The organism is Ruegeria sp. YTSC106 (genome assembly GCF_059609765.1).
The window spans coordinates 41,802-66,987 of record NZ_JBXWMI010000012.1; the positions used below are offsets into that span (position 1 = coordinate 41,802).

General features: G+C 57.8%; 27 protein-coding genes. 14 read left to right on the forward strand and 13 right to left on the reverse strand.

Going from position 1 to position 25,186, the window contains the following annotated elements:
• Positions 1-211 precede the first annotated feature (211 nt).
• Complete coding sequence (locus AC2FEB_RS16260; RefSeq protein ID WP_496674644.1) at positions 212-1,813, reverse strand: BCCT family transporter; 1,602 nt, start codon at positions 1,811-1,813, stop codon at positions 212-214.
• A 58-nt stretch (positions 1,814-1,871) separates the two neighbouring features.
• Between AC2FEB_RS16260 and AC2FEB_RS16265 the strand changes: the two genes are divergently transcribed.
• From AC2FEB_RS16265 to AC2FEB_RS16275, 3 genes are all read left to right on the forward strand, one after another.
• Complete coding sequence (locus AC2FEB_RS16265) at positions 1,872-2,177, forward strand: hypothetical protein (RefSeq protein WP_496718916.1); 306 nt, start codon at positions 1,872-1,874, stop codon at positions 2,175-2,177.
• Positions 2,178-2,295: 118 nt separating this feature from the next.
• Entirely contained in the window at positions 2,296-4,446 is a 2,151-nt protein-coding gene (gene pnp / locus AC2FEB_RS16270) for a polyribonucleotide nucleotidyltransferase (protein WP_117871800.1), read from the forward strand.
• A gap of 177 nt (positions 4,447-4,623) precedes the next feature.
• On the forward strand, positions 4,624-5,631 hold the full coding sequence (locus AC2FEB_RS16275; RefSeq protein WP_496674641.1) for a Hint domain-containing protein: 1,008 nt from the start codon (positions 4,624-4,626) through the stop codon (positions 5,629-5,631).
• 7 nt (positions 5,632-5,638) lie between these two features.
• Here the strand turns inward: AC2FEB_RS16275 and AC2FEB_RS16280 are convergent, their stop codons facing one another.
• The gene (locus AC2FEB_RS16280; protein ID WP_496674639.1) at positions 5,639-6,274 is read right to left on the reverse strand and encodes a DUF1326 domain-containing protein; all 636 of its coding nucleotides are present in this window, start codon (positions 6,272-6,274) and stop codon (positions 5,639-5,641) included.
• Positions 6,275-6,509: 235 nt separating this feature from the next.
• Between AC2FEB_RS16280 and AC2FEB_RS16285 the strand changes: the two genes are divergently transcribed.
• The 3 genes from AC2FEB_RS16285 (at position 6,510) to AC2FEB_RS16295 (ending at position 8,135) form a co-directional block, all read left to right on the forward strand.
• The gene (locus AC2FEB_RS16285; protein ID WP_171363429.1) at positions 6,510-6,782 is read left to right on the forward strand and encodes a PepSY domain-containing protein; all 273 of its coding nucleotides are present in this window, start codon (positions 6,510-6,512) and stop codon (positions 6,780-6,782) included.
• A gap of 23 nt (positions 6,783-6,805) precedes the next feature.
• Positions 6,806-7,306 carry a helix-turn-helix transcriptional regulator gene (locus tag AC2FEB_RS16290; RefSeq protein WP_496674637.1) on the forward strand — a complete coding sequence of 167 codons (501 nt, stop codon included), beginning with the start codon at positions 6,806-6,808 and terminating at the stop codon, positions 7,304-7,306.
• A gap of 139 nt (positions 7,307-7,445) precedes the next feature.
• Positions 7,446-8,135, forward strand: a complete 690-nt coding sequence (locus AC2FEB_RS16295; protein WP_496674635.1) for an outer membrane protein — start codon at positions 7,446-7,448, stop codon at positions 8,133-8,135.
• 224 nt (positions 8,136-8,359) lie between these two features.
• Here AC2FEB_RS16295 and AC2FEB_RS16300 read toward each other — a convergent pair whose 3' ends face one another.
• Positions 8,360-9,010, reverse strand: a complete 651-nt coding sequence (locus AC2FEB_RS16300; protein WP_117871788.1) for a peroxiredoxin — start codon at positions 9,008-9,010, stop codon at positions 8,360-8,362.
• A gap of 213 nt (positions 9,011-9,223) precedes the next feature.
• Here AC2FEB_RS16300 and AC2FEB_RS16305 point away from each other — a divergent pair, with 213 nt between their 5' ends.
• Positions 9,224-10,663, forward strand: a complete 1,440-nt coding sequence (locus AC2FEB_RS16305; RefSeq protein ID WP_496674633.1) for an aldehyde dehydrogenase family protein — start codon at positions 9,224-9,226, stop codon at positions 10,661-10,663.
• A 59-nt stretch (positions 10,664-10,722) separates the two neighbouring features.
• Here AC2FEB_RS16305 and AC2FEB_RS16310 read toward each other — a convergent pair whose 3' ends face one another.
• Together AC2FEB_RS16310 and AC2FEB_RS16315 are read right to left on the reverse strand one after the other, a co-directional pair.
• Positions 10,723-11,160 (reverse strand): glyoxalase superfamily protein, encoded by a 438-nt coding sequence (locus tag AC2FEB_RS16310; protein ID WP_496674631.1) that lies wholly within the window; start codon positions 11,158-11,160, stop codon positions 10,723-10,725.
• A 175-nt stretch (positions 11,161-11,335) separates the two neighbouring features.
• Entirely contained in the window at positions 11,336-12,187 is an 852-nt protein-coding gene (locus AC2FEB_RS16315) for a bifunctional helix-turn-helix domain-containing protein/methylated-DNA--[protein]-cysteine S-methyltransferase (protein WP_496674629.1), read from the reverse strand.
• A 116-nt stretch (positions 12,188-12,303) separates the two neighbouring features.
• Here AC2FEB_RS16315 and nth point away from each other — a divergent pair, with 116 nt between their 5' ends.
• Together nth and AC2FEB_RS16325 are read left to right on the forward strand one after the other, a co-directional pair.
• Positions 12,304-12,948: an endonuclease III gene (gene nth / locus AC2FEB_RS16320; protein WP_117871781.1), complete on the forward strand. Its 645-nt coding sequence runs from the start codon at positions 12,304-12,306 to the stop codon at positions 12,946-12,948.
• A complete protein-coding gene (locus AC2FEB_RS16325; RefSeq protein ID WP_299899522.1) occupies positions 12,945-13,934 on the forward strand; it encodes an adenosine kinase in 990 nt (329 codons plus the stop codon). The genes nth and AC2FEB_RS16325 overlap by 4 nt, the downstream gene beginning before the upstream one ends.
• A 71-nt stretch (positions 13,935-14,005) precedes the next feature.
• On the opposite strand, the gene trhA is transcribed toward AC2FEB_RS16325, so the two are convergent.
• Positions 14,006-14,647: a PAQR family membrane homeostasis protein TrhA gene (gene trhA / locus AC2FEB_RS16330; RefSeq protein ID WP_117871777.1), complete on the reverse strand. Its 642-nt coding sequence runs from the start codon at positions 14,645-14,647 to the stop codon at positions 14,006-14,008.
• Between the two features lie 66 nt (positions 14,648-14,713).
• Positions 14,714-15,208 carry an RNA pyrophosphohydrolase gene (locus AC2FEB_RS16335; RefSeq protein ID WP_117871775.1) on the reverse strand — a complete coding sequence of 165 codons (495 nt, stop codon included), beginning with the start codon at positions 15,206-15,208 and terminating at the stop codon, positions 14,714-14,716.
• Positions 15,209-15,345: 137 nt separating this feature from the next.
• Here AC2FEB_RS16335 and AC2FEB_RS16340 point away from each other — a divergent pair, with 137 nt between their 5' ends.
• Together AC2FEB_RS16340 and AC2FEB_RS16345 are read left to right on the forward strand one after the other, a co-directional pair.
• Positions 15,346-17,373: an FAD-dependent oxidoreductase gene (locus AC2FEB_RS16340; protein WP_496674626.1), complete on the forward strand. Its 2,028-nt coding sequence runs from the start codon at positions 15,346-15,348 to the stop codon at positions 17,371-17,373.
• 341 nt (positions 17,374-17,714) lie between these two features.
• Positions 17,715-17,933, forward strand: coding sequence for a hypothetical protein (locus AC2FEB_RS16345; RefSeq protein ID WP_496674624.1), 219 nt, complete (start codon positions 17,715-17,717; stop codon positions 17,931-17,933).
• Here the strand turns inward: AC2FEB_RS16345 and AC2FEB_RS16350 are convergent.
• Positions 17,920-18,360 (reverse strand): DUF4399 domain-containing protein, encoded by a 441-nt coding sequence (locus AC2FEB_RS16350; RefSeq protein WP_117871767.1) that lies wholly within the window; start codon positions 18,358-18,360, stop codon positions 17,920-17,922. The genes AC2FEB_RS16345 and AC2FEB_RS16350 overlap by 14 nt on opposite strands.
• Before the next feature lie 227 nt (positions 18,361-18,587).
• On the opposite strand from AC2FEB_RS16350, the gene AC2FEB_RS16355 reads away from it, so the two are divergent.
• Complete coding sequence (locus AC2FEB_RS16355; RefSeq protein WP_117871765.1) at positions 18,588-19,493, forward strand: LysR family transcriptional regulator; 906 nt, start codon at positions 18,588-18,590, stop codon at positions 19,491-19,493.
• 51 nt (positions 19,494-19,544) lie between these two features.
• Here the strand turns inward: AC2FEB_RS16355 and AC2FEB_RS16360 are convergent, their stop codons facing one another.
• On the reverse strand, positions 19,545-20,462 hold the full coding sequence (locus tag AC2FEB_RS16360) for a hydrogen peroxide-inducible genes activator (RefSeq protein WP_496674622.1): 918 nt from the start codon (positions 20,460-20,462) through the stop codon (positions 19,545-19,547).
• 98 nt (positions 20,463-20,560) lie between these two features.
• Here AC2FEB_RS16360 and AC2FEB_RS16365 point away from each other — a divergent pair, with 98 nt between their 5' ends.
• Positions 20,561-21,523 carry a sodium-dependent bicarbonate transport family permease gene (locus AC2FEB_RS16365; RefSeq protein WP_496674620.1) on the forward strand — a complete coding sequence of 321 codons (963 nt, stop codon included), beginning with the start codon at positions 20,561-20,563 and terminating at the stop codon, positions 21,521-21,523.
• Here the strand turns inward: AC2FEB_RS16365 and AC2FEB_RS16370 are convergent.
• The 4 genes from AC2FEB_RS16370 to AC2FEB_RS16385 are packed head-to-tail and all read right to left on the reverse strand — an operon-like array spanning position 21,516 to position 24,432.
• Positions 21,516-22,418 carry an OmpA family protein gene (locus AC2FEB_RS16370; protein WP_496674618.1) on the reverse strand — a complete coding sequence of 301 codons (903 nt, stop codon included), beginning with the start codon at positions 22,416-22,418 and terminating at the stop codon, positions 21,516-21,518. The two genes, AC2FEB_RS16365 and AC2FEB_RS16370, sit on opposite strands and share 8 nt — an antisense overlap.
• Positions 22,415-22,972, reverse strand: coding sequence for a peroxidase-related enzyme (locus AC2FEB_RS16375; RefSeq protein ID WP_496674706.1), 558 nt, complete (start codon positions 22,970-22,972; stop codon positions 22,415-22,417). The genes AC2FEB_RS16370 and AC2FEB_RS16375 overlap by 4 nt, the downstream gene beginning before the upstream one ends.
• Positions 22,973-23,002: 30 nt before the next feature.
• Positions 23,003-23,713, reverse strand: coding sequence for a GNAT family N-acetyltransferase (locus AC2FEB_RS16380; RefSeq protein WP_117871754.1), 711 nt, complete (start codon positions 23,711-23,713; stop codon positions 23,003-23,005).
• Positions 23,710-24,432 carry a competence/damage-inducible protein A gene (locus tag AC2FEB_RS16385; RefSeq protein WP_496674616.1) on the reverse strand — a complete coding sequence of 241 codons (723 nt, stop codon included), beginning with the start codon at positions 24,430-24,432 and terminating at the stop codon, positions 23,710-23,712. The genes AC2FEB_RS16380 and AC2FEB_RS16385 overlap by 4 nt, the downstream gene beginning before the upstream one ends.
• Positions 24,433-24,482: 50 nt before the next feature.
• Here AC2FEB_RS16385 and sfsA point away from each other — a divergent pair, with 50 nt between their 5' ends.
• Positions 24,483-25,181 (forward strand): DNA/RNA nuclease SfsA, encoded by a 699-nt coding sequence (gene sfsA, locus AC2FEB_RS16390; RefSeq protein ID WP_496674614.1) that lies wholly within the window; start codon positions 24,483-24,485, stop codon positions 25,179-25,181.
• The last annotated feature ends 5 nt before the right edge of the window (positions 25,182-25,186 follow it).

Below are 25,186 nucleotides of genomic sequence, written 5' to 3' on the forward strand. Positions count from 1 at the left end.
GGACGTTTCCCCCCTTCAGCAATATCCTGAAGCCCGGGATTTCGGCATCTGGCACCAAACGCATACCCCGCCCAACGCAGTTTTTGTTGATACTGGTGCGCGCATGAACTCAGTCAAAACATCATCTAAGTCATTATGCCTTGTGCAGTTCCACAAAACCGAAGACGCCCACCAATCGGTGGGCGTTTCATTCTTGGAAATGTGTACGGCTCTACATTTTCGCTTTTTCTGATTTCAGCGCCAGCCACAAACAGTAGCACATTGTTAAAACCACCAGCGTAAAGGGGATGCCGGTTGAGACCGCTGCGCCTTGCAGCGCTGAAAGACCACCCCCCAACAGCAATGCGATGGCGACCAGACCTTCCAATGTGCACCAGAACACGCGCTGAACCACGGGCGCGTCCATCTTGCCGCCAGCAGTGATCGTGTCGATCACCAACGACCCTGAATCGGATGAGGTGACAAAGAATATTACGATCAGGACAAGGGCAATCGGGGCAACGATGCCGTAAAGCGGCAGTTCTTTCAGGAAACCGAACAACGCACCTTCTGGGGCGTAGCTGTCAATCACTGTCGCGCGAACACCTTCCGCTCCGCCCGCGTTCAACATGTCGATGGCGGCGCCGCCGAAGGTTGACATCCACAGGGCACAGACGGCTGTCGGCGCCAGCAACGCGCAGATTATGAACTCGCGAACAGTACGACCCTTCGAGATCCGGGCAATGAACATGCCCACAAAGGGTGACCATGCGATCCACCATGCCCAGTAGAAGGTCGTCCAACCATGGAAATAGCTGGTGTCTTCTCGTCCGAACGGGTTCGACAAGGCAGGTAAGTGCAGCACGTAGTCGGTCATCACGTTGAAATATCGTGCGATGGCCGTGCCAATGCCAGTTACGGCGATTACGAAGAGGAATAGTCCGACGGCCATGACCATATTGATCTCACTCAGCCGTTTGACGCCCGCATCCATGCCCAGCAGAACCGAGCCCAGCGCAATCAACGTGATCCCGATGATCAGCAAGACAACGACAGTGGGGCTGGGTTCGATGCCGAAGACCTCGTAAAGACCAGCGGCAACTTGCTGAGCACCCAGACCAAGTGATGTGGTCAACCCGAACAACGTGGCAAAGACCGCCAACGTATCGATGATGTGGCCCCACCACCCCCAGACCCGTTCGCCAAGGATCGGATAGAAGGCCGAGCGCAAGGTCAGCGGCAAGTTCAGGTTGTAACTGAAGATCGCCAGGCTCAGGCCGACCGCGGCGTAAACCGCCCAGCCTTCCAGACCCCAATGATGAATGGTTCCGACGACACCGGCATATTCATTTCCCGGCACCGCGATATCAATGCCCAGCGGGCTTGCGTTCCCGTCTTCGGCAAAATTGTAATAGACCGGCTCCATCACGCCAAAGAACAGCAGACCGATACCTATTCCAGCAGCGAACATCATCGCGATCCATCCCGCATAGGAATAATCAGGCTTGGCGTCTTTGCCACCGATCCGCACGCTACCGACGGGCAGGATGATGAGAACAAGACAAAACAGGGTGATTGCATCAACCGAAAGGACCAGAAACCAATCAAACGTGCTGGTCAGCCAGGGTCGGAGCCAGCCGAAGAACGACGCCGAGGCCTCTTGGTTGGCCAATGCGATCAGGACGAACGCAAAGATCATGATACTTGAGATCAGAAAGACCGGGTTGTGAATGTCCAAGCCAAACGGTCGGACGTTATCCTGCCCCAGTTCATATTCCGTTTCGAAGTCGTAAATCCGGGGATCCGGATCCAGCATCTTTTTTGTTTGTGCCATTCGATTGCCCTTCTGTTCGCTAGCTGCAAACGCCAAGGTTTTCGGTCGGCGGACGGGTATGGGATTATTAACCCCCTTGGCGCGTTTCCGTCATTTCGTCCGCGGGCTTGTGGTAAAAGCTTATACTGCCTTCATATTTTTACAAAATGCATTCGATTTTACCGATGTTAGCGATGTAATCGACCCACAGATCTCTGGGTCGTCGCCTGTGAAGAAACACATTGCATCGCCGCTCACAGCTTTTGCTCGCGATCTGAAAACTGAACACTTAGAGAGAGCCGTTGTCTGTCTCAGCGTGATTCGGCCATCCCATCCAGTTCCTCTTTCCTTTCAACGCATTCTCATGTATGCGCGCGGTATCTGAGACGTTGTGCCCTGACCCCGGCACTCGAATGGAAGATAAATTGGGGTCGGCGGCAATGGGGCCGCCATGCAAACGGGAGACCCGCAGGGGCGGGAGTGCTCCCTTCTAGGATACGCATATGTTTGATGTAACGAAGAAATCAATGCAGTGGGGCGAAGAGACGCTGACACTGGAAACCGGCAAGGTTGCCCGTCAGGCTGACGGCAGCGTGATTGCGACGCTGGGCGAAACCAGCGTCATGGCAAACGTGACCTTTGCGCGGGCGCAAAAACCCGGTCAGGACTTTTTCCCGCTGACCGTCCACTACCAAGAGAAATACTATGCCGCCGGTAAAGTACCGGGTGGCTTCTTCAAGCGCGAGGCGCGCCCGACCGAGAAAGAGACGCTGACCGCGCGTCTGATCGACCGCCCGATCCGCCCGCTGTTTGTTGACGGCTTCAAAAACGAAGTTCTGGTGATGTGCACCGTGCTGAGCCACGATCTGGTCAACGATCCCGACATCGTCGCGATGATCGCCGCTTCGGCTGCTCTGACCATCTCCGGCGCGCCGTTCATGGGCCCGATAGCCGGTGCCCGTGTTGGTTTCGAAGACGGTGAATACGTCCTGAACCCGACCGTGGACGATATGCAGGACCTGCGCCTGAACCCCGAACAGCGTCTGGATCTGGTTGTTGCTGGCACCAAAGACGCCGTGATGATGGTGGAATCGGAAGCCTACGAGCTGTCCGAGGCGGAAATGCTGGGCGCGGTCAACTTTGCGCATGAGCAGATTCAGCCGGTCATCGACCTAATCATCTCGCTGGCTGAGGAAGCCGCGAAAGAGCCGTTCGATTTCCAGGCGCCGGATTACTCCGAACTGTATGCTGCCGTTAAGGCCGCCGGTGAAGAGCAGATGCGCGCCGCATTTGCCATCACTGACAAGCAGGAGCGCACCGCTGCTGTTGCCGCTGCCCGTGAAGCGATCAAGGAAGCGCTGACCGAGGAACAGCTGGAAGACGGCAACCTCGGTTCCGCGATGAAAAAGCTCGAAGCAGGTATTCTGCGCGGCGACGTCGTCAAAGGCGGCAAGCGGATCGATGGTCGCTCGACCACCGATATCCGTTCGATCGTTGCAGAAACCTCGATGCTGCCGCGTACGCACGGTTCCGCGCTGTTCACCCGTGGTGAAACACAGGCGCTGGCCGTGACCACGCTGGGCACCGGTGACGACGAACAGTTCATCGACGCGCTGCATGGCAACTTCAAATCGAACTTCCTGCTGCACTACAACTTCCCTCCGTATTCGGTTGGTGAAGTTGGCCGCGTGGGTGGCCCGGGCCGTCGTGAGATTGGCCACGGTAAGCTGGCATGGCGCGCCCTGCAGGCGGTTCTGCCTGCGGCGACCGACTTCCCCTACACGATCCGTATCGTGTCGGAGATCACAGAATCCAACGGCTCCAGCTCGATGGCGTCTGTCTGCGGCGGTTCGCTGTCGATGATGGATGCGGGTGTTCCGCTGAAAGCGCCGGTTGCCGGTGTGGCCATGGGTCTGATCCTGGAAGATGACGGCGACTATGCCATCCTGTCCGACATTCTGGGTGACGAAGACCACCTGGGCGACATGGACTTCAAGGTTGCCGGTACCGAAAACGGCATCACCTCGCTGCAGATGGACATCAAGGTTGCGGGCATCACGCCCGAAATCATGGAGAAAGCCCTGGCGCAGGCCAAGGACGGCCGGTTGCACATCCTGGGCGAGATGGGCAAAGCCCTGTCCGAGACCAACGATTTCTCGGTCCACGCCCCGCGCATCGAGACCATGAACATTCCGACCGACAAGATCCGTGAAGTGATCGGTTCCGGTGGCAAGGTCATCCGTGAGATCGTTGAGGTTTCGGGAGCCAAGGTGGACATCAACGACGATGGCGTCATCAAGATCGCCTCGCCGGATGGTGAATCGATCCAGAAGGCCTATGACATGATCTATTCGATCGTGGCAGAACCTGAAGAAGGTCAGATCTACACTGGTAAAGTTGTAAAAATCGTCGATTTCGGGGCCTTCGTGAACTTCTTCGGTAAGCGCGACGGTCTGGTCCACGTGTCGCAGATCGAAAACCGCCGTCTGAACCATCCGTCGGATGTTCTGAAAGAAGGTCAGGAAGTGAAGGTCAAGCTTCTGGGTTTTGACGATCGCGGCAAGGTTCGCCTGTCGATGAAAGTGGTCGATCAGGAAACCGGCGAAGAGATCGTTCCCGAGAAGAAAGAAAAGAAAGAGGAAAGCGCAGAGTAATCTGCCCCCTCTGACAGACAGCAGAAGGCCCCGGTTTCATCCGGGGCCTTTTTTGTTTGCGGGGCAGCAGGAAGGGGAACTGCGTCGCAATTTTGGTAAACCAATTATTAACACTTATTGCGTGTATTAGATCAACCTTAAGGGGTATTTTGCCGGTTTCAGGGAAGCTGTTCAACCGTGGCATCGATTACTGTTTACGAAATCAGCGCAGACCCGTTCAGCAACCGCAGTGTTGATATTACTGCTGCGTATTCGGTCGAAGTCACGGATAATGACGCCCTGCTGCAAGATCCTGACCCGGACGGCAGTTCGCAACTTGATCTTGGGTCTCTTCCCGGCTTTTCCGGCTCGACCCAAAATTTCAGTACTTTCGAGAATTATACGGGCACAGTCGATGGCGCGCCTGTCACGTTTATCCTGATCCAGTTTTCCAACCCGCGTTACATAATCGTCACTTCCGGTCAGGCCGAACTGAATGACACGATTTCAGATACCGGCTTTGCCGGAACCGCGCCGTCATCCGCGTATCACACTTTGCCTTCTTTCGTGTGTTTTACCTTTGGATCGCTGATCCAGACCCCGACGGGACTGCGCCGGGTTGAGGCGCTGGAGCCCGGCGACCCGGTTGTCACCGCCGACGGCCATACCCGTCCGGTACGCTGGATCGGCAAGCGCCGCTTGTCCGCGTCCGAGTTGCAGCGAAACCCTCACCTATCCCCTGTACGGATCAAAGCGGGCTGTTTCGGGCCGAACGGCCCATCCCGCGATCTCGTCATCTCACCACAGCACCGGATTGCCGTGACCTCAGCCATGATGGAACTGATGCATTGCGAAACAACGATGTTGGCGCCTGCAAAAGGGCTGATCAATGGAAAGACCATCGTTCAGGAAACGCCTGCACAAGGGGTGGAGTACATTCACATCCTCTATGATCAGCATGAGCTGGTGAATGTCGAAGGAATCTGGTCCGAGTCCTTTTACCCCGGTGACACAAGTCTTGATGCAATGGCGCCCGCAACCCGGAGCGAGTTGTTCGAACTGTTCCCGGAACTGGCAAATGGTGAATGCGGTTACGGTTCAACCGTATTACCGGTCCTCAAACCTTTTGAAGTCCGAGTGATTGCAGCGGATCTGGCGGTTCCGGGCTGGAAGGTGCATCCGAACGAAACCGCAAAAGCGGCCTGACCGCAGGTCAGTGCGTGACACCACCCGGGCCATGTTTCAACACGTGCCACTGGCCGTAACTGTCTTTCAGATCCAGCTTGATCGACGCATCGGCTCGGGTCGAGGCGCTGCCGATCTCGGCAATGGTGAATTCGATCCCGCCGGGAATATCGATGCGTACGCGGTGTTCCCCGCCGCCATGCGGGGCCTGAATCGGGCGCCCGTTCGACTTTAATACGTCACCAACGGTAACGCTGGCCGTTCGCCCTTCGATGTCCATCTCAAGCTCGATCGGCAGGTACAGCGTGTCGTGCACCGTCTCACACATGGCCCGGAACACGTACCAATGGGTTGCCATCTCTTCGGTTTCTTCGCCGTGAAAGACTTTTTCCAGCGCATCGCGCTGCGCCGGTGAGGCCGCAGGATCGACGATCACCTGCATTTCGCCGCCACCCTCGAATATTGGCCCGGGCCATGCATAGATCAACGCAGCCTTGGTTCCACTCAGATCCGTTTCGCCAAAATATCCTTTGAATATTTCAAGCACTTCGAAACCCCGGCAATCGCCATGCGTCGGCAATTCCTCGAACTGGCAGGGGCAGGCATAGCCGCAATTACAGTTTCCGAAGCTTTCCCCCTCGACGTACCAATCTGTAAAAGCCATGGTCTTCTCCTGTTCAAGACAGTCAGAAAGCCCGACATCGTTGGTCACATGCCTGTATGTTTTCCCAAAACAAACTATCACAATTTGATTGCAACCTGAACCTGACGGGCGGAAACGGCCGAAAATTGCATAAACCTTGGTTCCATTCGCCCCGTTTCAACCAAAAGCCAATCGCAGGTCTCCTCTGCCATCCCCAGTTCGACCGCATCGCCACAACACAAAAAGGAGATGCGATATGGAAACCTTGAAACTGCTGACACTGACGGGATTGATCGCAACCGCACCGGTTCTTGCTTTGGCCAATGTCGGACTGGGCGACAAACTGGGCACAAGCGAAGCCGATATCCGCGCGGCCCTTGAAGCCCAGGGGTACCAGATCGAAGAGATCGAATTCGAAGGTGGGAAGATCGAGGTTGAACTCATCAAGGATGGCGTGGAAACTGAACTGGTTCTGTCTGACACGGACGGGGTGGTGACAGCCATCGAGCTCGAAGAGGATGACGACTGAACCTGCAACGTCCAAGGGGCCGCATGAAAGTACCTCAAACGTCTTTACTCTGGCTCCTTCTGGTGGTGCAGGCCCTCTGCGCCGCCTTTTTCATGACGGATGCGCTGCTGGATTGGACTGGCGGCGACGGCGCGGGGTTTCGTCACCTGCATTCGTTCGAGCTGTTTCTGTCGCTGGCGCTTGTCGGGGGCCTGAGCGCCACGATCGCCCTGATCCGTTCCCAGTCCAGACGGGTGCGCGACATGCAGCGGCAACTGGAAGTGGCGCAAGGGGCTTTTGCCCAGGTCATCGAAACCCAGTTCAGCGAGTGGCAGCTCAGTGATGCTGAGCGTGACGTTGCCATGCTGACGATCAAGGGTCTTTCCATCGCGGAAATCGCCGGAATGCGACAGACGAAAGAAGGGACGATCAAAGCCCAAAGCGCTGCGGTCTATCGAAAGGCGGGCGTTTCCAGCAGGTTGCAGTTGCTCAGTTTCTTTGTCGACGAACTCCTGTCAGAACCGTTGGTCAGGGATGTGCTCTGAAACAGTGGCAGAACCTCGTACCTATTCACTCACACAATCCTAAAAACCTGTGAAACGAAGTGAAGGCCCGGCGCCTTTCTTTTTGGGCCAGCCTCGTCCACATCCATGGCATGCGGACTTTGGAACACTGGAGATGGTTATGTTCACGCGCCTCATTCTCGCCTCTTCGGCTCTGGCGATCAGCGCAACGGCGCTTGCCGCGCAGAGCCTGGGCGACGGCACCTATATTCACGGCTTCATCGGCTACAGCCAGCTACAGGACAGCGATTTCACCGGGGCGATCGGTGGCGCGACGCAATCGGTCGATACCGAATTCGACGCAGGTTTCGGATTGGGCCTCGCGATTGGCAAGGAAATCCCGCAATGGTCCAACGATATCATCGGAACGCGGATCGAGCTGGAACTGTCTTATCGCGACAGTGACGTGGATGGTGTGAACTTTACCGGCAATGGTCCGGGGCCCGAGGGCAATATCTCGGGCGACGTCACGCAGACCTCGTTATTTGCCAATGTGCTGTTCGATTTCAGACAGGCCGGAGTGCTGACACCGTTTGCCGGGTTTGGTCTGGGTGCCACCTATTCGGATCTGGATTTTTCTTATGGGCCGGGTGTGGCGCTGGACGATACCGACACCACCTTTGCCGCCCAGGTGATCGCCGGTGTGGCATATGACATCAACTCGTCGACAGCGTTCACCGTTGATGCCCGTTTCGCCCGTGCCTTTGATGTTTCGTCGCAGCGTCTGGCCCCCAACGGAGCTTTGACCGGCAACGTAGAGGACGATCTGGATATATTCAGCGTCAATTTCGGACTTCGCTATAATTTCTGATCACTTCGGGTGTCAGGTTTCGCTCCGGTTTCCTGCCCCTTTTTGCCCTCGCGCCTCAGGTGCGGGGGCCCGAAAAACCCTGAAAAAACAGCGCGCGCTGGATATGCCGGTGGTCGCCCGGCCTGCAACAACCGCCTGCTTCATCTGGCTAAAAACATCCTCGGGGGGAATCGTGCCGGCAGGCACGATGGGGGGCAGACAGCCCCCCTGACCCGGCAACCGGCTTACGACGGCGCCTTGGTCTTGCGCAGATAGGGAAAGATCGTTTCGAACTCGCCAAACTTGGCCTTGGCGTCTTCGTTCGACACGGTTGGCGGGATGATCACGTCTTCGCCCGGCACCCAATTGGCAGGCGTCGCAACGCCCTTGGCTGACATCTGCAACCCGTCAAGCGCGCGTAGAATTTCAGCAAAGTTCCGGCCCACGGTCATCGGGTACGTCATCGACAGCTTCAACTGCTTGTCCGGGCCGATGATGAAGACCGAACGCACCGTGGCACTGTCAGCCGGTGTTCTGCCATCGGGCAGATATGCTTCGGCGGGCAGCATGTCGAAAGCCTTGGACACAGCCAGACCTTCATCGGCGATGATCGGAAAACCGGGGTTGGCCTTGCCGTATTCCTCGATGTCCTTCTTCCACTTCTTGTGGTCCTCGACACCATCAACCGATACGCCGATCACCTTGGTGTTGCGGGCGGCCCATTCGTCATTCAGCTGCGCAACGGCCGAAAACTCGGTGGTGCAAACAGGGGTGAAATCTTTTGGGTGCGAGAACAGAATGGCCCAGCTGTCGCCAATCCAGTCGTGGAACTGAATGGTGCCCTGATCCGTTTCTGCCGTGAAATTCGGGACGGTGTCGTTGATGCGCAAACCCATGGGGCATCTCCTTTTCTGTGAAAAACCTGAGTCGGTCGTCTGGAACCTAATCACTTTGTACACAGGTTAAACCAGCCATCGTGTCCAGGGATACGGATTTCGTGAGCCTGACCAGAAAAAAATTTGATCAAATTCACTATTGCTCAGCCTGTGCATGGGTGACAGAGTGGCCCCGAACAGCCGGCTTCAGGCGAACCTTCAGGAGGGCTCAGGATGATCGAAAAGCGGGATTTCTATATTAACGGTCAGTGGATGGCCCCGTCGCAGCCCAATGACTTCGAGGTCATCAACCCCTCGACCGAAGAGCCCTGCGCAATGATCTCGCTTGGCGCCGAAGCCGACACGAATGCAGCCGTTGCCGCAGCCAAGGCCGCTTTGCCAGGCTGGATGGCAACTCCAGTGGAAACCCGCATCGCGCTGGTGGAAAAGCTGGTCGAACTCTATGCAACCCGGGCAGAGGATCTGGCGCAGGCGATGTCACTTGAAATGGGCGCCCCGATCGATCTGGCGCGCTCGGCGCAGGCTGGTGCCGGCATCTATCACCTGAAGAACTTCATCCGCGCCGCAAGGTCGTTTGAATTCGAGCGCCCGCTGGGGGATCATGCACCGAATGATCGCATCATTTATGAGGCGGTTGGCGTTGCCGCTCTGATCACGCCGTGGAACTGGCCGATGAACCAGATCACGCTCAAGGTTGGTGCTGCTGCGATTGCGGGCTGCACGATGGTTCTGAAACCGTCAGAACAAAGCCCGCTGAACGCGATGATTTTTGCCGAGATGATGGACAAGGCAGGCTTCCCGCCCGGTGTGTTCAATCTGGTCAACGGCGACGGAGCGGGTGTTGGATCGCAACTTTCGGGTCATCCGGATGTTGATATGGTCAGCTTCACCGGTTCGACTCGCGCGGGCACTGCGATTTCGAAGAACGCGGCTGACACCCTCAAGAAAGTGCATCTGGAACTGGGAGGCAAAGGAGCCAACGTCATCTTTGAGGATGCGGACGAAAAAGCGGTCAAGCGCGGGGTGCTGCACATGATGCAAAACACCGGCCAGAGCTGTAACGCACCCAGCCGGATGTTGGTGCAGCGCCCGATCTACGACAAGGCTGTGGAAACGGCGGCCGAAGTTGCGAACATGGTCAAGGTTGGCCCTGCCATGGAGGAAGGTCGCCACATCGGTCCGGTTGTGAATGAAGTTCAGTGGACCAAGATTCAGGACCTGATCCAGAAGGGCATCGACGAAGGTGCGCGGCTGGTTGCAGGCGGCACCGGACGACCTGAGGGGCTGAATAAGGGCTATTATGTCCGCCCCACGGTCTTTGCTGATGCAAATAACCAGATGACCATCGCCCGCGAAGAAATCTTTGGCCCAGTTCTGACCATGATCCCCTTCGACACAGAAGAGGAGGCTGTCGAAACCGCCAATGATACACCCTATGGCCTGACCAATTATGTTCAGACACAGGATGGTGCGCGTGCCAATCGCATGGCGCGGGCTCTGCGGTCGGGCATGGTCGAAATGAACGGACAATCGCGCAGCGCGGGCTCACCGTTCGGCGGCATGAAGCAATCCGGCAACGGGCGGGAAGGCGGAGTCTTCGGTCTCGAGGATTTCCTTGAAGTCAAAGCCGTCGGCGGCTGGGCCGCAGAGTAACTTCACCTGCGAAGCAGACAGATTGGGCGGGGCAACGCGGTTGCCTCGCCCATTACGCTCTATACGGGCCGCACCACAAGCTGGGGTTCGCCATCGGACGTGTGGCGTCTGGACCGACCGTCCCACCCAATCTCTCCGGTGACGCGCTGTCGAAATGCAGAGAAGCTGTCAAAGCGGACCACATCTACCGGCGTATCGAAATGCAGGGTCACTCGGCGACGCGCGCCATCGCCCAATACGGTCATGCCGCGAATTTCGGCTGTGAACGCCTGACCCAAATAGCGTCCTTCAACCCGATCACCTACGCGCAGATGCATCCGGTTTCCGGACATCGCATGCAAGGTGTTCCAGTCTCGAACGCCATGCTGATGGGCCAGAAGTTCCAATGCCGCGCTATGCGACAGAGGAACACCCGTCGTTTTCAGTTTTTCCCGCAAGCGTTTTGCCTGCGCTTTCAGCTCTTCAACCGGAGCAACGGTTTGGGATCGTGTCATCATGTGCCTCGTTTCCTTGAACGGGCGCGAAATCAGGACGGGGCTCGCATTACCATCCGCGCGCCAAGAAAGGGCAACAGATGCATTTCAAAACCGGGTTACACCAAAGCCAATGGCCGCGAACGGCAGGGGACCCGAACCTGAGGTGCCTTTTGGCAGCGGTCAGGCCGTCTGTCAATCAGGCGTCTGCCTGCGCCGCCTCGTAGGCCAGCATGGCACGCTTGACCGGCAATCCCCAGTGATAGCCTCCCAGGCCACCTGACTTGCGCAATGCCCGATGGCAGGGGATCAGCCAACTGACCGGGTTGCGGCCAACTGCCGTTCCCACTGCGCGAACGGCTTGCGGAGAGCCGACCCGTTGGGCGATCTCGGAATAGGTCGTGACCTGCCCGGACGGGATATGCATCAGCGCTTCCCACACCTTGATTTGCAGAGGGGATCCGATCAGGAAAACCGGTGTTGGCTCCAACCGATCGTTGGCAGCGCCAAAAGCACTCAGCGCCCAAGGACGCAGGCGCATCGGATCTTCGACAAACGTCGCCTTGGGCCAGCGCGAGATCATGTCTTCCATCGCGGCCTCTTCGCCGGTCTCGGCCCCGAAGGCCATGCCGCAGATGCCCTTGTCGGTACCCATGACCAGCGCGGGGCCAAAGGGGCATTCGAACCACCCCCAATAGATCGTCAGACCTTCGCCCTTGCGGGCATATTCGCCGGGGCTCATGGATTCCCACTTCAGGAACAGATCATGCAGACGTCCGCTACCGGACAGGCCCACATTGTGTGCCGTTTCCAGTGTTGTGAACCGTTCGCGCAGCAATGCCTTCGCATGGCCCAGTGTCAGGTATTGTTGGTACCGTTTTGGCGACACTCCGGTCCAACGCGAGAACAGGCGCTGGAAATGGGCCGGGCTCATATCCATCTGGCGTGCCAGTTCATCAAGGCTCAGGCCCTCGCCGCCCTGATCAATCAGGTCGATTGCGCGGCGCATGACGTTGTAATGGTATCCGCTTTCCGGGGTCTGGACGTTCATGGTTCCACCTCATCTTCTGACAAAACCATAGCGCGCAGGCCACGCTGCCGCGACCCGGAACTTGCGCATTGGCTTTGGGCTTGTGTCAGAGCCCGGTGGACGGCATTAAGGCCCGGATGGCAAAGCAACTCGACTATCATACGATCCGCGAGATTTTCACGCGCTTTCAAGAGGCCGACCCGGAACCCAAGGGCGAACTGGAGCATGTGAACGTCTATACTCTGGTCGTCGCCGTGGCACTTTCGGCGCAAGCCACGGATGCGGGCGTCAACAAAGCGACGCGCGCGCTGTTCAAGATCGCCGACACGCCGCAAAAGATGCTGGATCTGGGCGAGGAAGGCCTGATCGAGCACATCAAGACCATTGGTTTGTTCCGCCAGAAGGCCAAGAACGTCATCAAGCTCAGCCGTATCCTCGTAGACGAATATGGCGGCGAGGTTCCCAATTCCCGGGCTGCCCTGCAATCCCTTCCGGGTGTGGGCCGCAAGACGGCCAACGTGGTTCTGAACATGTGGTGGCGACAACCGGCGCAGGCGGTGGACACCCATATCTTTCGCGTCGGCAACCGCACCGGTATTTGCCCCGGCAAAGATGTAGACACTGTCGAACGCGCCATCGAAGACAATATTCCTGCTGACTTTCAACTTCATGCGCATCACTGGTTGATCCTGCATGGCCGGTACCATTGCAAGGCGCGCAAGCCGCAATGCCCGACCTGCATCATCCGTGATCTCTGCCAATTTGAGGACAAAACCCTATGAAGACTTATCAACTGACCGGCATCGGAAATGCCGTTGTGGATGTGATTTCCCAGGCCGATGACAGCTTCCTGGAGCTGATGGGCATCGAAAAAGGCATCATGCAGTTGATCGAACAGGAACGCGGCGAGGTGCTGTACGCCTCGATGGAAAGCCGTGTTCAAACGCCGGGCGGCTCGGTGGCCAATACCATTGCGGGCGCAGGCGCACTTGGGCTGGATGCTGCGTTCATCGGCCGGGTTCACGATGACGCGCTGGGCCGTTTCTATGCAGATGCGATGAACGAGGATGGCGTCGATTTCGTGAACCCACCTGTACCCGGTGGTGAATTGCCGACGTCACGTTCGATGATCTTTGTGTCGCCCGATGGTGAGCGGTCAATGAACACCTATCTGGGCATTTCCTCGGAACTGTCGTCTCAGGATGTCTCAGAAGAGGTCGCTGGAAACAGCCAGATCATGTTCCTCGAGGGGTATCTATTCGACAAGGAAAAAGGCAAGGCGGCATTCCTTGAGGCCGCGCGCGCCTGCCATAAGAGTGACGGCAAGGCCGGCATCGCCATTTCCGACCCGTTCTGCGTGGAACGTCACCGGGTCGATTTCCTGCTGCTGATCGAAAATGAGCTGGACTTCGTGATCGGCAATGAGGCCGAGATCAAATCACTGTTCGAAACTGACGATCTGGAAGAAGCATTGGCCAAGACGGCCGCGATCTGTCCGCTGGTGGTCTGCACCCGCTCAGGCGACGGTGTGACCGTTCTGAACGGCGACACCCGCATTGACGTGCCGGTTGAAAAGATTGTCCCTGTTGATGCAACAGGCGCAGGCGACCAGTTTGCGGCGGGCTTCCTTTTCGGCATGGCCACGGGTCGGGATTACGAGACCTGCGCCCGCATCGGCAATGTCTGCGCCCGCGAAGTCATCAGCCATATCGGCCCACGCCCCGAGGCAAACATGCAGGAATTGCTGCACGCCGAAGGGTTGATGTGACCTCAAATCAGGACCCTCTTGATTTGATCTGAAAACGGTTCGGGGCACCCACGCCCCGGCCCTGCCGTTTATCAAGAAAACAGCGCCAGCCAGATTCCAACAAACATCAGAACTCCGCCCAGGTTCACCCAGACGTGCCATATCGCGTAACGAAACGGTAGTGTCTTTTGGGCGTAAAACATCGTTCCGATAACATAACTGGCTGCGCCACCCACAATGCACCAAAGTGTGGCTGTGGGAACAGTGGTCATGTCTGGGATTGCCCCCAGACCAATGCCACCCAAACCAAGGTATGACGCTGTCGACCATCGTGATTTGACCGTTTCATTTGCTATCTTGTTCCAGACGGCTGCGATGGTCAGGCTCCAGCATACCCATAGCAGCGTCATGGTCCATGTCGTGCCCGCCTGAACGAAGAACGGCGTGAATGTCCCGCAGATGCTGGGATAAATCGCGGCATGGTCGATACGACGCAGCAGTTTGCGACGGTCATGCCAGGGCGCAAAATGATAGGCACAGGACGCAAGGTTCGACGCAAGCGCACAGAGAACATAAACAATGACCGCAAGAAGCAGCGCGGAATCCAAACGCTGATAGGCGTTCATGATCAGCAGGCTGCCAGCGGTCAGGATCAGGGACAACCCGAACACATGGACGACCATGTCGGCAGAGCGATGCGCGCGTACGGGGCTGGGATAGGTCGTTTGAGTCATGACAGGCCGGTTATGAACGGCTCAGCGCTAAAGGCCAGCCTGGAAAATGTCCAACTTTCCCAAGCGTCAGGCCTTTTTGCCCAAGTAGCTGTCAAAAGCCTTCAGCACTTGTTCATACACCGTGCGTTTGAACGGTACGATCTCTTCGATCAACCGATCAAGCGCCTGCCATTTCCAGTGTGAGAATTCGGGGTGATCGGTCGCGATATTGATCTGATCATCTGCCCCGATAAAGCGCAGCAGATACCATTTCTGTTCCTGCCCGCGATAGCGACCTTTCCAGATCTTGGGCACGATGTCGTGCGGAAGATCATAGGGCAGCCAGCCATCGGTCTCTGCCACGACCTCGACTAGATCCGCAGTCACGCCGGTTTCTTCCCACAGCTCGCGCAAGGCTGCGTCGCGCGGGTCTTCTCCCTTGTCCACGCCACCCTGTGGCATTTGCCAGGCGTCCTTGTGGCGATCATTGCGCTGGCCGACGAAAATCTTGCCCTCGGCATTCATCAACATCAGCCCGACGCAGGGGCGATAGGGCAGTTTGGCGATTTCTTCGGGGGTCATGCGCGGCCTCATCGGGTTGTTTCGACCACCTCTAGCAATCACCGGCGCAACAGCAAAGAGGGTGACGTGGGGTTTCGCGTGACAAAGTTGACGCGAACGTCAATCTAACACGCAAATTCGGGAGGGAGAGTTTCGCCATGACTGCGTACCCAAACATGCTGGCCCCGCTGGATCTGGGCTTTACCACGTTGAAAAACCGCGTGCTGATGGGCTCGATGCACACCGGGCTTGAGGAAACCGGCGACTGGAACCGGGTGGCCGAGTTTTATGCAGCGCGCGCTCGCGGTGGTGTGGCGCTTATGGTGACGGGCGGAATTGGGCCAAACCTTGAAGGCTCGGTCCTGCCCGGCGCTGCGATGATGACCAGCGACAAGGATGTGGCCAACCATTCCATCGTCACCGACCGGGTGCATCAGGCGGGCGGCAAGATCGCCATGCAGATCCTGCATGCGGGTCGCTATTCCTATGGCCCCAAATGCGTGGCGCCCAGCCCGGTGAAGTCGCCGATCTCGCCCTTCCCACCGAACGAGCTGGACGAAGAAGGTATCGAGAAACAGATCAGCGATATCGTGAACGCCGCCGTGCTGGCCCGGAAGGCGGGCTATGACGGGGTAGAGATCATGGGGTCGGAAGGGTATTTCCTCAACCAGTTCCTGGTAACCCATACCAACAAGCGCACCGACCGCTGGGGCGGATCCTATGAGAACCGGATGCGCCTGCCGCTGGAAGTGGTGCGCCGCACCCGCGAGGCAGTGGGCAGTGATTTCATCATCATCTATCGCCTGTCGATGATCGACCTGGTGCCCAATGGCTCGACCTTTAACGAGGTGGTGCAGCTGGCGCAGCGGATCGAGCAAGCCGGGGCCACGATCATCAACACCGGCATCGGCTGGCACGAGGCGCGGATTCCGACCATCGCCACCAGCGTCCCGCGGGCGGCCTTTGCCTGGGTGACCAAAAAACTGATGGGCAAGGTGGGGATTCCAGTCATCACCTCGAACCGGATCAACACGCCGGACGTGGCCGAACAGGTGCTGGCCGAGGGCTGCGCCGACATGGTCTCGCTGGCCCGGCCGATGCTGGCGGATGCGGATTTCGTGAACAAGGCGATTGCCGGCGAAGCCACGAAGATCGCGCCCTGCATCGCCTGCAATCAGGCCTGTCTGGACCACACCTTCAGCGGAAAGCTGACCTCCTGCCTGGTGAACCCGCGCGCCTGCCACGAGACCGAGCTGGTGATCGAAAAGACCGACGCGCCCAAGCGCGTGGCCGTCGTGGGCGCGGGTCCGGCGGGCCTGTCCACGGCGATGACCGCCGCCCAGCGCGGCCATGACGTGACCGTGTTCGACAAGGCCGACGAGATCGGCGGGCAGTTGAACCTGGCCAAGCAGGTGCCGGGCAAGGAAGAGTTCTGGGGGCTGGTGGACTGGTACAGCACCATGCTCGACACGCTGGGCGTCAAGGTCGAACTGGGCCGCGAGGTTGGCACCGATGATCTGACCGGGTTCGATGAGGTGGTGATCGCCACCGGCGTCAATCCGCGCGACCCGCAGATCCCCGGAGAGGATCGCGACAATGTCGTAAACTATATCGACGTGCTGCGCGACAAGGCTCCGGTGGGCAAATCGGTGGCCGTGATCGGTGCGGGCGGTATCGGCTTCGACGTGTCGGAATACCTGCTGGAGGAAGGCCACTCGCCCACCACCAACTTGCCCCTGTGGATGAAGGAGTGGGGCGTCGCCGATCCCGAGCAGCACCGCGCAGGCCTGGCGCCCGAAGGCCCGCAGCCCGAGGCGCCCAAGCGCCAGATCACGCTACTGCAGCGCAAGAAACAGGCGCATGGCAAGGGGCTGGGCAAGACCACCGGCTGGATTCACCGCGCGACGCTGAAGATGAAGGACGTGAACTTCGTGGGCGGCGTGAATTACGAGCGCATCGATGACGAGGGGCTGCATGTCTCGTTCGGAGAAGAGCGCGCCGACCCGACTGTAATCCCTGTTGACACTGTTGTACTGTGTTCAGGTCAGGTTTCAGAGCGGTCATTGGCAGATGCACTGATCGAACGAGGAGTCACGCCACACGTGATCGGCGGTGCGGATGTGGCCGCAGAGTTGGACGCCAAACGCGCAATCAATCAGGGCACACGTCTGGCCGCTACGTTTTGAAACGAATTTCAAGTTACGTCGAGGAAAGCCGTCTCTAATGAGGCGGCTTTTTTTGTGCTGCTTGGCTTAGATGTTATCAGTGTACGTATGTATCACATGAGTCATAAATTAGAACGCACCAACAGGAATTCGAATTGAAAAACGCCTGCTGAAGGTCCTCATGGGACTGGCGGAGTCATTGGACATGACCCTTGGTTATCTGATCGAGGGCATCGCCTGCACAGCTTCGAGAACAAACCGGCTTTTTCCAAGGAAACGCTGGAGAAGATCAAGCAGCTCAAAACCGTCTATGACCTCGACTGGACGGCCGAGGACGGTCACCGTTTCAAGTAGGACGAGAAATGAGCGCCGAGATCACCAGCGCGTTTGAGGCACATGCCATCGACAATACGACGTTCGGACATGCCGAACATGTTCAGGTCGCCTACGATCTGTTGCGCAAGTATGACTTCATCGATGCGGCCGCGATCTACGCCAAGGGACTCCGTAGACCTGCGACCAACGCAGGCGCCCCGGACACGTTCAACCTGCGACTGGGCATGCGGACTACTCCACGGTAATCGTAATCACTTCGGATACAATCGGTGTGGCATGTGGCACGTGCCCGGCGTCGCCCAGAACCAGTTGCAATGTGTGCTGGCCCGATGGCAGGTCCAGCGTCACTTCGGTCTGACCGCCTCCGAAGTGTATGTGGTTGTCGTCGGCGGGCAAACCATTGGCCAACTCATCTGCACCATCCTCGCCCTCACCCAGCGGGGGACGGTCAAGCAGCAGATGGTGGTGTCCGGTATTTTCTTTCTCGGTTCCCGCTGGAGCGACACCCATGCCGCTGAGGCCAAAGACAACCGTGACCGGTGATTGCACGGTGTCACCGTCCGACAGGTTGACGAAATAGACCTTTGCATCGGGATTCGATGGGGTCTCTCCTCCGGCGTGTGCAAAACCCGCCGAAAGGCAAAGAGCAGCAATGGCGAAAAAGGTCTTCATGATCTTCTCCCTGGTCACAAAAATGCCATTCTCAAGGTAACAGCTTAGCGCGATTGCCCAGAAAACACAGCATCACAATGCCTGAGGCGAGATTGGAAACCACTGTTTCTGCGTTTCCCATACGCAAACGATCCGATTCAAATCCCTGATATTATCCCATGTCTGCCCCGTTTCCGCCCAGATTCAGCGCCATAGTCAGGACGGAAATCAAGATCTGGGGAACGAGTATGGACCGACTGACCGAAATGGAAGCCTTCGCCAATGTGGTGGACCAGGGTGGCTTCACCGATGCGGCCAAGAAGATGGGCATCTCCAAATCAGCCGTGTCCAAACACGTATCGAGCCTTGAAGCACGTCTGGGAGCGCGACTGTTGAACCGTACCACGCGCCGGGTGTCACCAACAGAAATCGGGCTGGCCTATTATGACCGCGCGCGCCGCGTTCTCAATGATGCAGGAGAAGCGGATTCACTGGTCACGTCGATGCAATCAGCCCCATCTGGTCTTTTGCGCATCAGCGTTGCCACGGATTTCGGCGTAAATCACTTGTCACCTGTGCTGTCCGAGTTCCTTGCGGCCTACCCCGACATCACTGTGAACATGGTACTGAACAATCGTTACGTCGAACTGATTTCGGAAGGATTTGACGTGGCCGTCCGCATTGGTGAGCTGGAAGACAGCACGCTGCGGGCTCGCAAACTGACCGAAACCGTCAAACGCATGGTCGCCGCGCCCAGTTATGTCGAAAGATTCGGCCGCCCACAGAAGATCGACGACCTGAACGAACACAAGCTGCTGCATTATTCCAGCCAGTCCTCGGGCAATGTCTGGAAACTGACCGCGCCATCCGGCGAAAAGCGTCAGGTTCGAACGGCCGGATGGTTGAGCGTAAACGATGGCCAATCCCTGTTGAACGCGGCGGTTTCCGGCTTGGGTATCGCGTATTTGCCCAGCTATCTTTACGCAGAAGCCTTGAAGGCAGGGCTGGTTGTTGATGCCATGCCATCCCTGCCCGACGAAGTTCAAGGCGTTTACGCGGTCTACCCGCCCGGCCGTTTTACACAACCCAAAGTGCGGGCTTTCATTGATTTCCTCGTCGACTCTTTCCACGAGAAGGGTCCGATGGACTGGTAATTTCTCCCTGAAGACCAACCTTTGGCCCGCATGTAAAAGTGCGGGCCTTTTTTATGGACCGATCACCGACAGCCCCATGGACCGGGCGGAAGAGCGCAGGCTGTCGGTCAGCACATTCTGACCCCGCGGCGGTGTTTCGGAACTGCGTGCCAAAAGGGCGATATCGCGATTTGCATTGGCAATGGAGAGTGGGCGCAACCGCACCTCGTCGCGGTAAATCCCCTGTCTGCGAGCATAAAGATCAGGCAGTACCGCAACACCAACACCCGAAGCCGCCATCAGGACAATGGAATCAAGTGTCGTGCCTTCATACTCATCCGAAACCACCCCACCGCATTCTGCCGCCAATGCATAGACGATGCGCGACAGGCGGTGACTTTGATCCAGGGTGAGGAAAATCCGGTTCTGAAGATCTGTGGCACTGACACCCTGCAAATCCCGCGCCAGAACGTCATCAACGGCAACCGCGACCCAGAGAGGTTCGTTGAACAAACGATGTTGCACGGTATTCGGATGGTCTTCGGGCGTGGACAATATCAGGTCAAATCGACCGGATTTCAGACCCTGTTCCAGATCCAGTGTGTTTTCCTCGCGCACGACAATGCGCAATCCGGGGCGAATCTGGTGCACCTGTTTGATGGCTTGCGGCAACAGATAGGGCCCGATCGAAGGCAATACCCCCAGTCGCAACCTTCCTCCGACGGGCATATCGTTCGACATTGCATGGCGCAGGTCCTTGACTTCTGCCAGGATCTTTTGCGCGCGCAAGATGAACTCTTCACCCTTTGTCGTCACCTGGATTCCACCACGGTTACGATCAAAGATTCGAACGCCAAGTTCTTGTTCTACAGTCGCAATTTGCGTCGACAGGCTGGGCTGGCTGACATTCAGCACCTCGGCAGCCAAACTGAATCGCCCAAGGCGACTGACGGTAACGATGTATTCCAACTGCCGCAATGTCGGGCGCATTTCATAGCCTGAAACTATTTATAACTTAGAAAGATAGTATTTGGCGAAATCTGTTTTGCAAGGCACCTAACCCGAAAACGAGGGGTCAGGAGTCAAATATGCCCGGAGTGATCGAGACACTGTCCAGCAATCTGCTGGTGCCTACCATATTGTTTTTTGCTCTTGGGCTTTTGGCGGCCTTTGTACGCAGTGACCTGTCCATTCCGGCGGGCGCGGCCAAGTTCATGTCGCTTTACCTGTTGCTGGCCATCGGGTTCAAGGGCGGTGCCAGTCTGGCTGCGCATGGCATTCACCTGCAACTGTTCCTGACACTGCTGGGCGGTGTTGCTTTGTCCATTGCCATCCCCTTCGTGGCCTTTGGCCTGCTCAGGGTGATGACAAAGCTGGATGCGCTGAACGCTGCGGCGGTTGCAGGGCACTATGGTTCGATCTCGATCGTCACCTTTGTCACCGCCACCAGTCTGCTGGATCTGGTTGGGCTGTCCCATGACGGATTCATGGTGGCCGTTGCGGCTGCGATGGAGGTGCCTGCAATCCTGTCGGCGCTTTGGTTGGCGCACAGGACCGGAAGCAATGGTGTCAAGGATGACAAGCTGTGGCGCGATCTGCTGGCCAATGGCTCGATTGTTCTGCTCACCGGTGCCTTCCTGATCGGAGCCATCACCGGCGACGAAGGTATGCAGATGATCGCGCCCTTCATCGTTACGCCTTTCACCGGTATCTTGTGCCTGTTTCTGCTGGATATGGGGTTGTCCGCAGGGCGCAGCCTGATCGGCAATCGAGACAAGCTGTCGGTTGGCCTGTTCGCCTTTGGTGTCTTGATGCCCCTGATCGGCGCAGTGATGGCCTGGGCGGTAGGTGCGGTGATCGGACTGCCACAGGGCAGCTTGTTCCTGTTCATGGTGCTGTCAGCCTCGGCGTCATATATCGCGGTTCCCGCCGCGATGAAGATCGCCCTTCCAAAGGCCGAGGCCGGGATCTATCTGACCTTGTCGCTGGGGGTGTCGTTTCCATTCAACATCACCGTAGGATTGCCGCTGTACCTGTGGTGGATCAGTTGACGAGCAATACTGCCTCGACCCGACGGTTCAGATCGCGCCCTTCCGGGGTTGCATTCGATGTAAGCGGAGACAGATAGCCAACACCCTGCGCTTCGATTCGGTCGGGTGCCACGCCATGTGCATCAATCAGGCGGGTTCGCACCGCCTCGGCCCGGCTTTTGCTGACCGAAATATTCGCCTGCAAGGCACCAGTATCGTCAGTGTGCCCCACCAGTGCCAGACGCGTTTTCGGGTTGTCGGTCAAGTATCCGGCCAACAAGGTCAGTGAGTCAAACGGTCCCTCGCCCAGGGCAACCTCGCCCGTTGGGAAATGCAGATCATCCAGGATCACGTGGCCCATTGTCGCCAAGGCCTCCAGCAACCCGACCGTACCCTCTACGGCTTGCTCGACCACCACAGGGTCCGAGTCCGGTGCATCTTGAGGCGTCACCCGGATCATCTGCACATAGCCATCCGGGGGATTGCGGCTGACCAGCAGACTAAGGGCAACCGACCCTTTGATCGCCGACAGAAAACGGTAATCCTGAATGGCGACATACATATCCGGGGTTGGCACGACCTCGGTGCCAAAGCGAAAGTCGAAACCACCGCAAGCCCGCGCGTCGCATTCGAACAGGATCTTGTATCCCTGCGCCTCGATCTGTTCCCGCAGCGGGGCGAGAAGCTGCAATGTCGTGCTCGACCCTGCCTGAAGCCGCCACGTATAGCGTTCCACGCGCCCTTCGAGAGTGTCTGCGGGCACAGAGCCATTCGCATACGGCCCCGTTGGCAGATCATAGCTGTCCAGCGGAGACGTCCGATCACTGATCTGACGGGCACTGGCCGGTAGGGTCAGGTCCTGCGCGGCAACAGATCCTGTCATCAGTAGGGCTATAAGGGCGGCGATGCGGATCATCGAAACTGTGCGTGATATTCTTCGTTGGGCACCATCGCCGTTGCGCTGGCCACCCGGTTTGACATATTGAAAAACCCGGCGACATTGGCGATGTCCCAAATGTCCCGGTCAGTAAATCCGGCGTCTCGCAATTTCTGTCGGTCGGGCTCTTCGATCTCTGCGCTGGCGGTTGTCATCTTTGCGGCAAAGTCCAGCATCGCCCGTTGGCGTGGCTCCAGCGGCGCGACGCGGTAGTTCATCACCAGCATCTCACCCAGTTGCGGATTGCCCGAAAGCTGACGCACCGCCGCCCCATGCGCGACCAGACAGTAGAAGCACTTGTTGATCGACGAGACGACTACGGCGATCATCTCGCGTTCCAGCTTGGTCAACCCACTGTCAGCCAGCATCAGGTCGTTATACATCGCGGTGAATGTGCTCAGCTTGTCTATGTCAAATGCGTTGGCTTTCAGCACATTCGGCACCATGCCCAGTTTTTCGACACAGATATCAAAGTATTTCTGCGTTTCCGGCGGCAGCGGATCAACCATGGGCAGGTTCAGCGCGGTGGGCATGTCTTTTTGTGTCACGGCGGCCTCTTCAGTTCAGACAAGATGACGGTAATGGTATTCGCCCGCGATCTCCATCCCGAGGGCACGATAAAGACCGTTGGCGCCCTCATTGGCCTTGGTGCAGATCACGCTGAGGTTCTGCGCACTGTGATCCCGCGCCCAGAATGCTGCTGCGCGCATGGTCCAGTGGCCTAACCCCTGTCGGCGATGTTCGGGAAGGATTTCAAGCGCGTGGACCATTGCAGTGTCTGCATGCATCGCCACAAAAGCCACGCCGCTGGGTTTGTCGTTGTGACGCAGCAAAAACCCTGTCTTGGGGCCCTTGGCGCGTTCCATCACCGCGATCCGCTCGGGTCCGATCCCGCCCGAGGCCCAGATGTCGCGCATGATCTCAAGCGGTTCCCAGATCGAAAACACCATGACCGGTGGGATTGGCTGATCGGTCAGTCTGGAGACGGGACAGGCATAGATGTTCACCGGGTCAAGAATATCATAGCCCCGCTGGGCCAGCTTTGCATCCAGGGCTTCATCCCCCGGGCGCAGACAGAAGATGCGTTTCTGCCCCATGGCCTGCATTGCGGCCTCGGCGGCGTCGATATCGTCTTCATTGACCGGACCCAGTGCACTGGCCGCTGATACGCGCGACCCTCCGCCCTGCCCCTCACGCAGCAGAAACGGGCCAAGCCGCTGATAGCGTACGGCGGGCCAGGTTCCGTCGACTATTTCCGCCCAGTTATCGCTCAAAGCTCAAGCTCTTTCGCCAGGCGGGTGGTGGCCGCGTCGATCCGGCCTCCGTCGGTGCCGCGCACGACCACGTTGGCCCCGAAGGCACCGTTGATCTGAAACGGGTAGCAACCGATGGACAGGTCGCTGAAATCTTCGGCCAAGGCCGACAGGGTTGCGGCGATATCACCTTCTCCGCGATCTACACGCAGAGTTTGCGACAACAAAGGTCTGCCTCCGGTCAATGTTGGCAAAACGCTCGCTACCATCGCTTGAAAAACAGAAGGCACACCTGCCATGACATGCACGTTCGCAAGCGTGAATCCGGGGGCTGTTGAAACCGGATTTTCGATAAGCGTCGCACCGTCTGGAATACGCGCCATGCGCAAGCGGGCGGCATTCAGTTCCAGCCCGGATTTGTCGTAATGGGCCTGCAAGAGCGCGCGCGCGTCATCCCGCACATCAATTGGTGTATCGAAAGCGCGGGCAATACAATCGGCCGTGATATCGTCATGGGTCGGGCCGATGCCGCCGCTGGTGAAGACATTGTCATAGGCGTCGGACAGCACTTTGACGGCCGCTTCGATGGCGGAGGCGTCATCGCTGACAATGCGGACCTCTTTCAGGTCGATGCCGTGTTTTGTCAGCTCCTGCGCCAGAAAATGCATATTCGCATCGCGGGTGCGACCCGACAGGATTTCATCCCCGATCACCAGCATTGCTGCGGTTGGATTGGCCATGGCGCTCTCCCCTCTTGATCGTCCTTGGGGGCAGGTATAGGCCCTGAACCATGCGATTTGAAACCCCTCTTGTTCCCGCCCGCCTGATCCGCCGCTACAAACGCTTTCTGGCCGATTGCACGCTTGAAGATGGGCGAGAGGTTACGGCCCATTGCGCCAATCCGGGGTCGATGATGGGGCTGGCCGAGCCCGGCGAAAAGATTTGGCTGGAGCCAAACGACGAACCGAAGAAAAAGCTGAAATTCGGATGGCGGCTGGTCGATCATGAGAACGGGCATTTTACCGGGGTCGATACCTCGGTTCCGAACCGGGCGTTGCGTGTTGCTTTGGAAAGAGGCGAAATCCCCGAACTGGCCGCCTATGACATCGTCCGGCCCGAGGTAAAATACGGCGAAAACAGCCGCATCGATTTTCTGCTGACCGGGCCGGACCTGCCAGATGCCTATGTCGAAGTCAAAAGCGTGACCCTGTCCCGCCAACCCGGTCTGGCCGAGTTCCCCGACAGCGTCACCGCGCGCGGCACCAAACATCTGGTTGAACTGGCCGCGATGGCCGCGCAAGGGCACCGGGCGATCATGCTGTATCTGGTGCAACGTACGGATTGCGACCGGTTTGCGCTGGCCGCAGATATCGACCCGGCTTACGCTGCGGCCTTTGAGGGCGCACGGGCGAAAGGTGTTGAACGGTTGGTTTACGGAACGCGTATTTCGCCAAGGGGTATTTTGGTAAACTCGTCAATCAATTGTTGAGAGAA

Excerpts from the sequence above, each read along its gene's own strand:
- pnp (WP_117871800.1), top strand. The coding sequence starts at position 2,296 with ATGTTTGATGTAACGAAGAAATCAATGCAGTGGGGCGAAGAGACGCTG.
- AC2FEB_RS16305 (WP_496674633.1), top strand. The coding sequence starts at position 9,224 with ATGATCGAAAAGCGGGATTTCTATATTAACGGTCAGTGGATGGCCCCG.
- AC2FEB_RS16340 (WP_496674626.1), top strand. The coding sequence starts at position 15,346 with ATGACTGCGTACCCAAACATGCTGGCCCCGCTGGATCTGGGCTTTACC.
- AC2FEB_RS16355 (WP_117871765.1), top strand. The coding sequence starts at position 18,588 with ATGGACCGACTGACCGAAATGGAAGCCTTCGCCAATGTGGTGGACCAG.
- AC2FEB_RS16290 (WP_496674637.1), top strand. The coding sequence starts at position 6,806 with ATGAAAGTACCTCAAACGTCTTTACTCTGGCTCCTTCTGGTGGTGCAG.
- AC2FEB_RS16345 (WP_496674624.1), top strand. The coding sequence starts at position 17,715 with ATGAGCGCCGAGATCACCAGCGCGTTTGAGGCACATGCCATCGACAAT.
- AC2FEB_RS16360 (WP_496674622.1), bottom strand. The coding sequence starts at position 20,462 with ATGCGCCCGACATTGCGGCAGTTGGAATACATCGTTACCGTCAGTCGC.
- AC2FEB_RS16325 (WP_299899522.1), top strand. The coding sequence starts at position 12,945 with ATGAAGACTTATCAACTGACCGGCATCGGAAATGCCGTTGTGGATGTG.
- AC2FEB_RS16260 (WP_496674644.1), bottom strand. The coding sequence starts at position 1,813 with ATGGCACAAACAAAAAAGATGCTGGATCCGGATCCCCGGATTTACGAC.
- AC2FEB_RS16280 (WP_496674639.1), bottom strand. The coding sequence starts at position 6,274 with ATGGCTTTTACAGATTGGTACGTCGAGGGGGAAAGCTTCGGAAACTGT.
- AC2FEB_RS16370 (WP_496674618.1), bottom strand. The coding sequence starts at position 22,418 with ATGATCCGCATCGCCGCCCTTATAGCCCTACTGATGACAGGATCTGTT.
- AC2FEB_RS16285 (WP_171363429.1), top strand. The coding sequence starts at position 6,510 with ATGGAAACCTTGAAACTGCTGACACTGACGGGATTGATCGCAACCGCA.
- AC2FEB_RS16315 (WP_496674629.1), bottom strand. The coding sequence starts at position 12,187 with ATGAACGTCCAGACCCCGGAAAGCGGATACCATTACAACGTCATGCGC.
- AC2FEB_RS16385 (WP_496674616.1), bottom strand. The coding sequence starts at position 24,432 with ATGGCCAATCCAACCGCAGCAATGCTGGTGATCGGGGATGAAATCCTG.
- AC2FEB_RS16350 (WP_117871767.1), bottom strand. The coding sequence starts at position 18,360 with ATGAAGACCTTTTTCGCCATTGCTGCTCTTTGCCTTTCGGCGGGTTTT.
- trhA (WP_117871777.1), bottom strand. The coding sequence starts at position 14,647 with ATGACTCAAACGACCTATCCCAGCCCCGTACGCGCGCATCGCTCTGCC.
- AC2FEB_RS16375 (WP_496674706.1), bottom strand. The coding sequence starts at position 22,972 with ATGCCCACCGCGCTGAACCTGCCCATGGTTGATCCGCTGCCGCCGGAA.
- AC2FEB_RS16300 (WP_117871788.1), bottom strand. The coding sequence starts at position 9,010 with ATGGGTTTGCGCATCAACGACACCGTCCCGAATTTCACGGCAGAAACG.
- AC2FEB_RS16335 (WP_117871775.1), bottom strand. The coding sequence starts at position 15,208 with ATGACCCCCGAAGAAATCGCCAAACTGCCCTATCGCCCCTGCGTCGGG.
- AC2FEB_RS16295 (WP_496674635.1), top strand. The coding sequence starts at position 7,446 with ATGTTCACGCGCCTCATTCTCGCCTCTTCGGCTCTGGCGATCAGCGCA.
- AC2FEB_RS16365 (WP_496674620.1), top strand. The coding sequence starts at position 20,561 with ATGCCCGGAGTGATCGAGACACTGTCCAGCAATCTGCTGGTGCCTACC.
- sfsA (WP_496674614.1), top strand. The coding sequence starts at position 24,483 with ATGCGATTTGAAACCCCTCTTGTTCCCGCCCGCCTGATCCGCCGCTAC.
- nth (WP_117871781.1), top strand. The coding sequence starts at position 12,304 with ATGGCAAAGCAACTCGACTATCATACGATCCGCGAGATTTTCACGCGC.
- AC2FEB_RS16265 (WP_496718916.1), top strand. The coding sequence starts at position 1,872 with ATGGGATTATTAACCCCCTTGGCGCGTTTCCGTCATTTCGTCCGCGGG.
- AC2FEB_RS16310 (WP_496674631.1), bottom strand. The coding sequence starts at position 11,160 with ATGATGACACGATCCCAAACCGTTGCTCCGGTTGAAGAGCTGAAAGCG.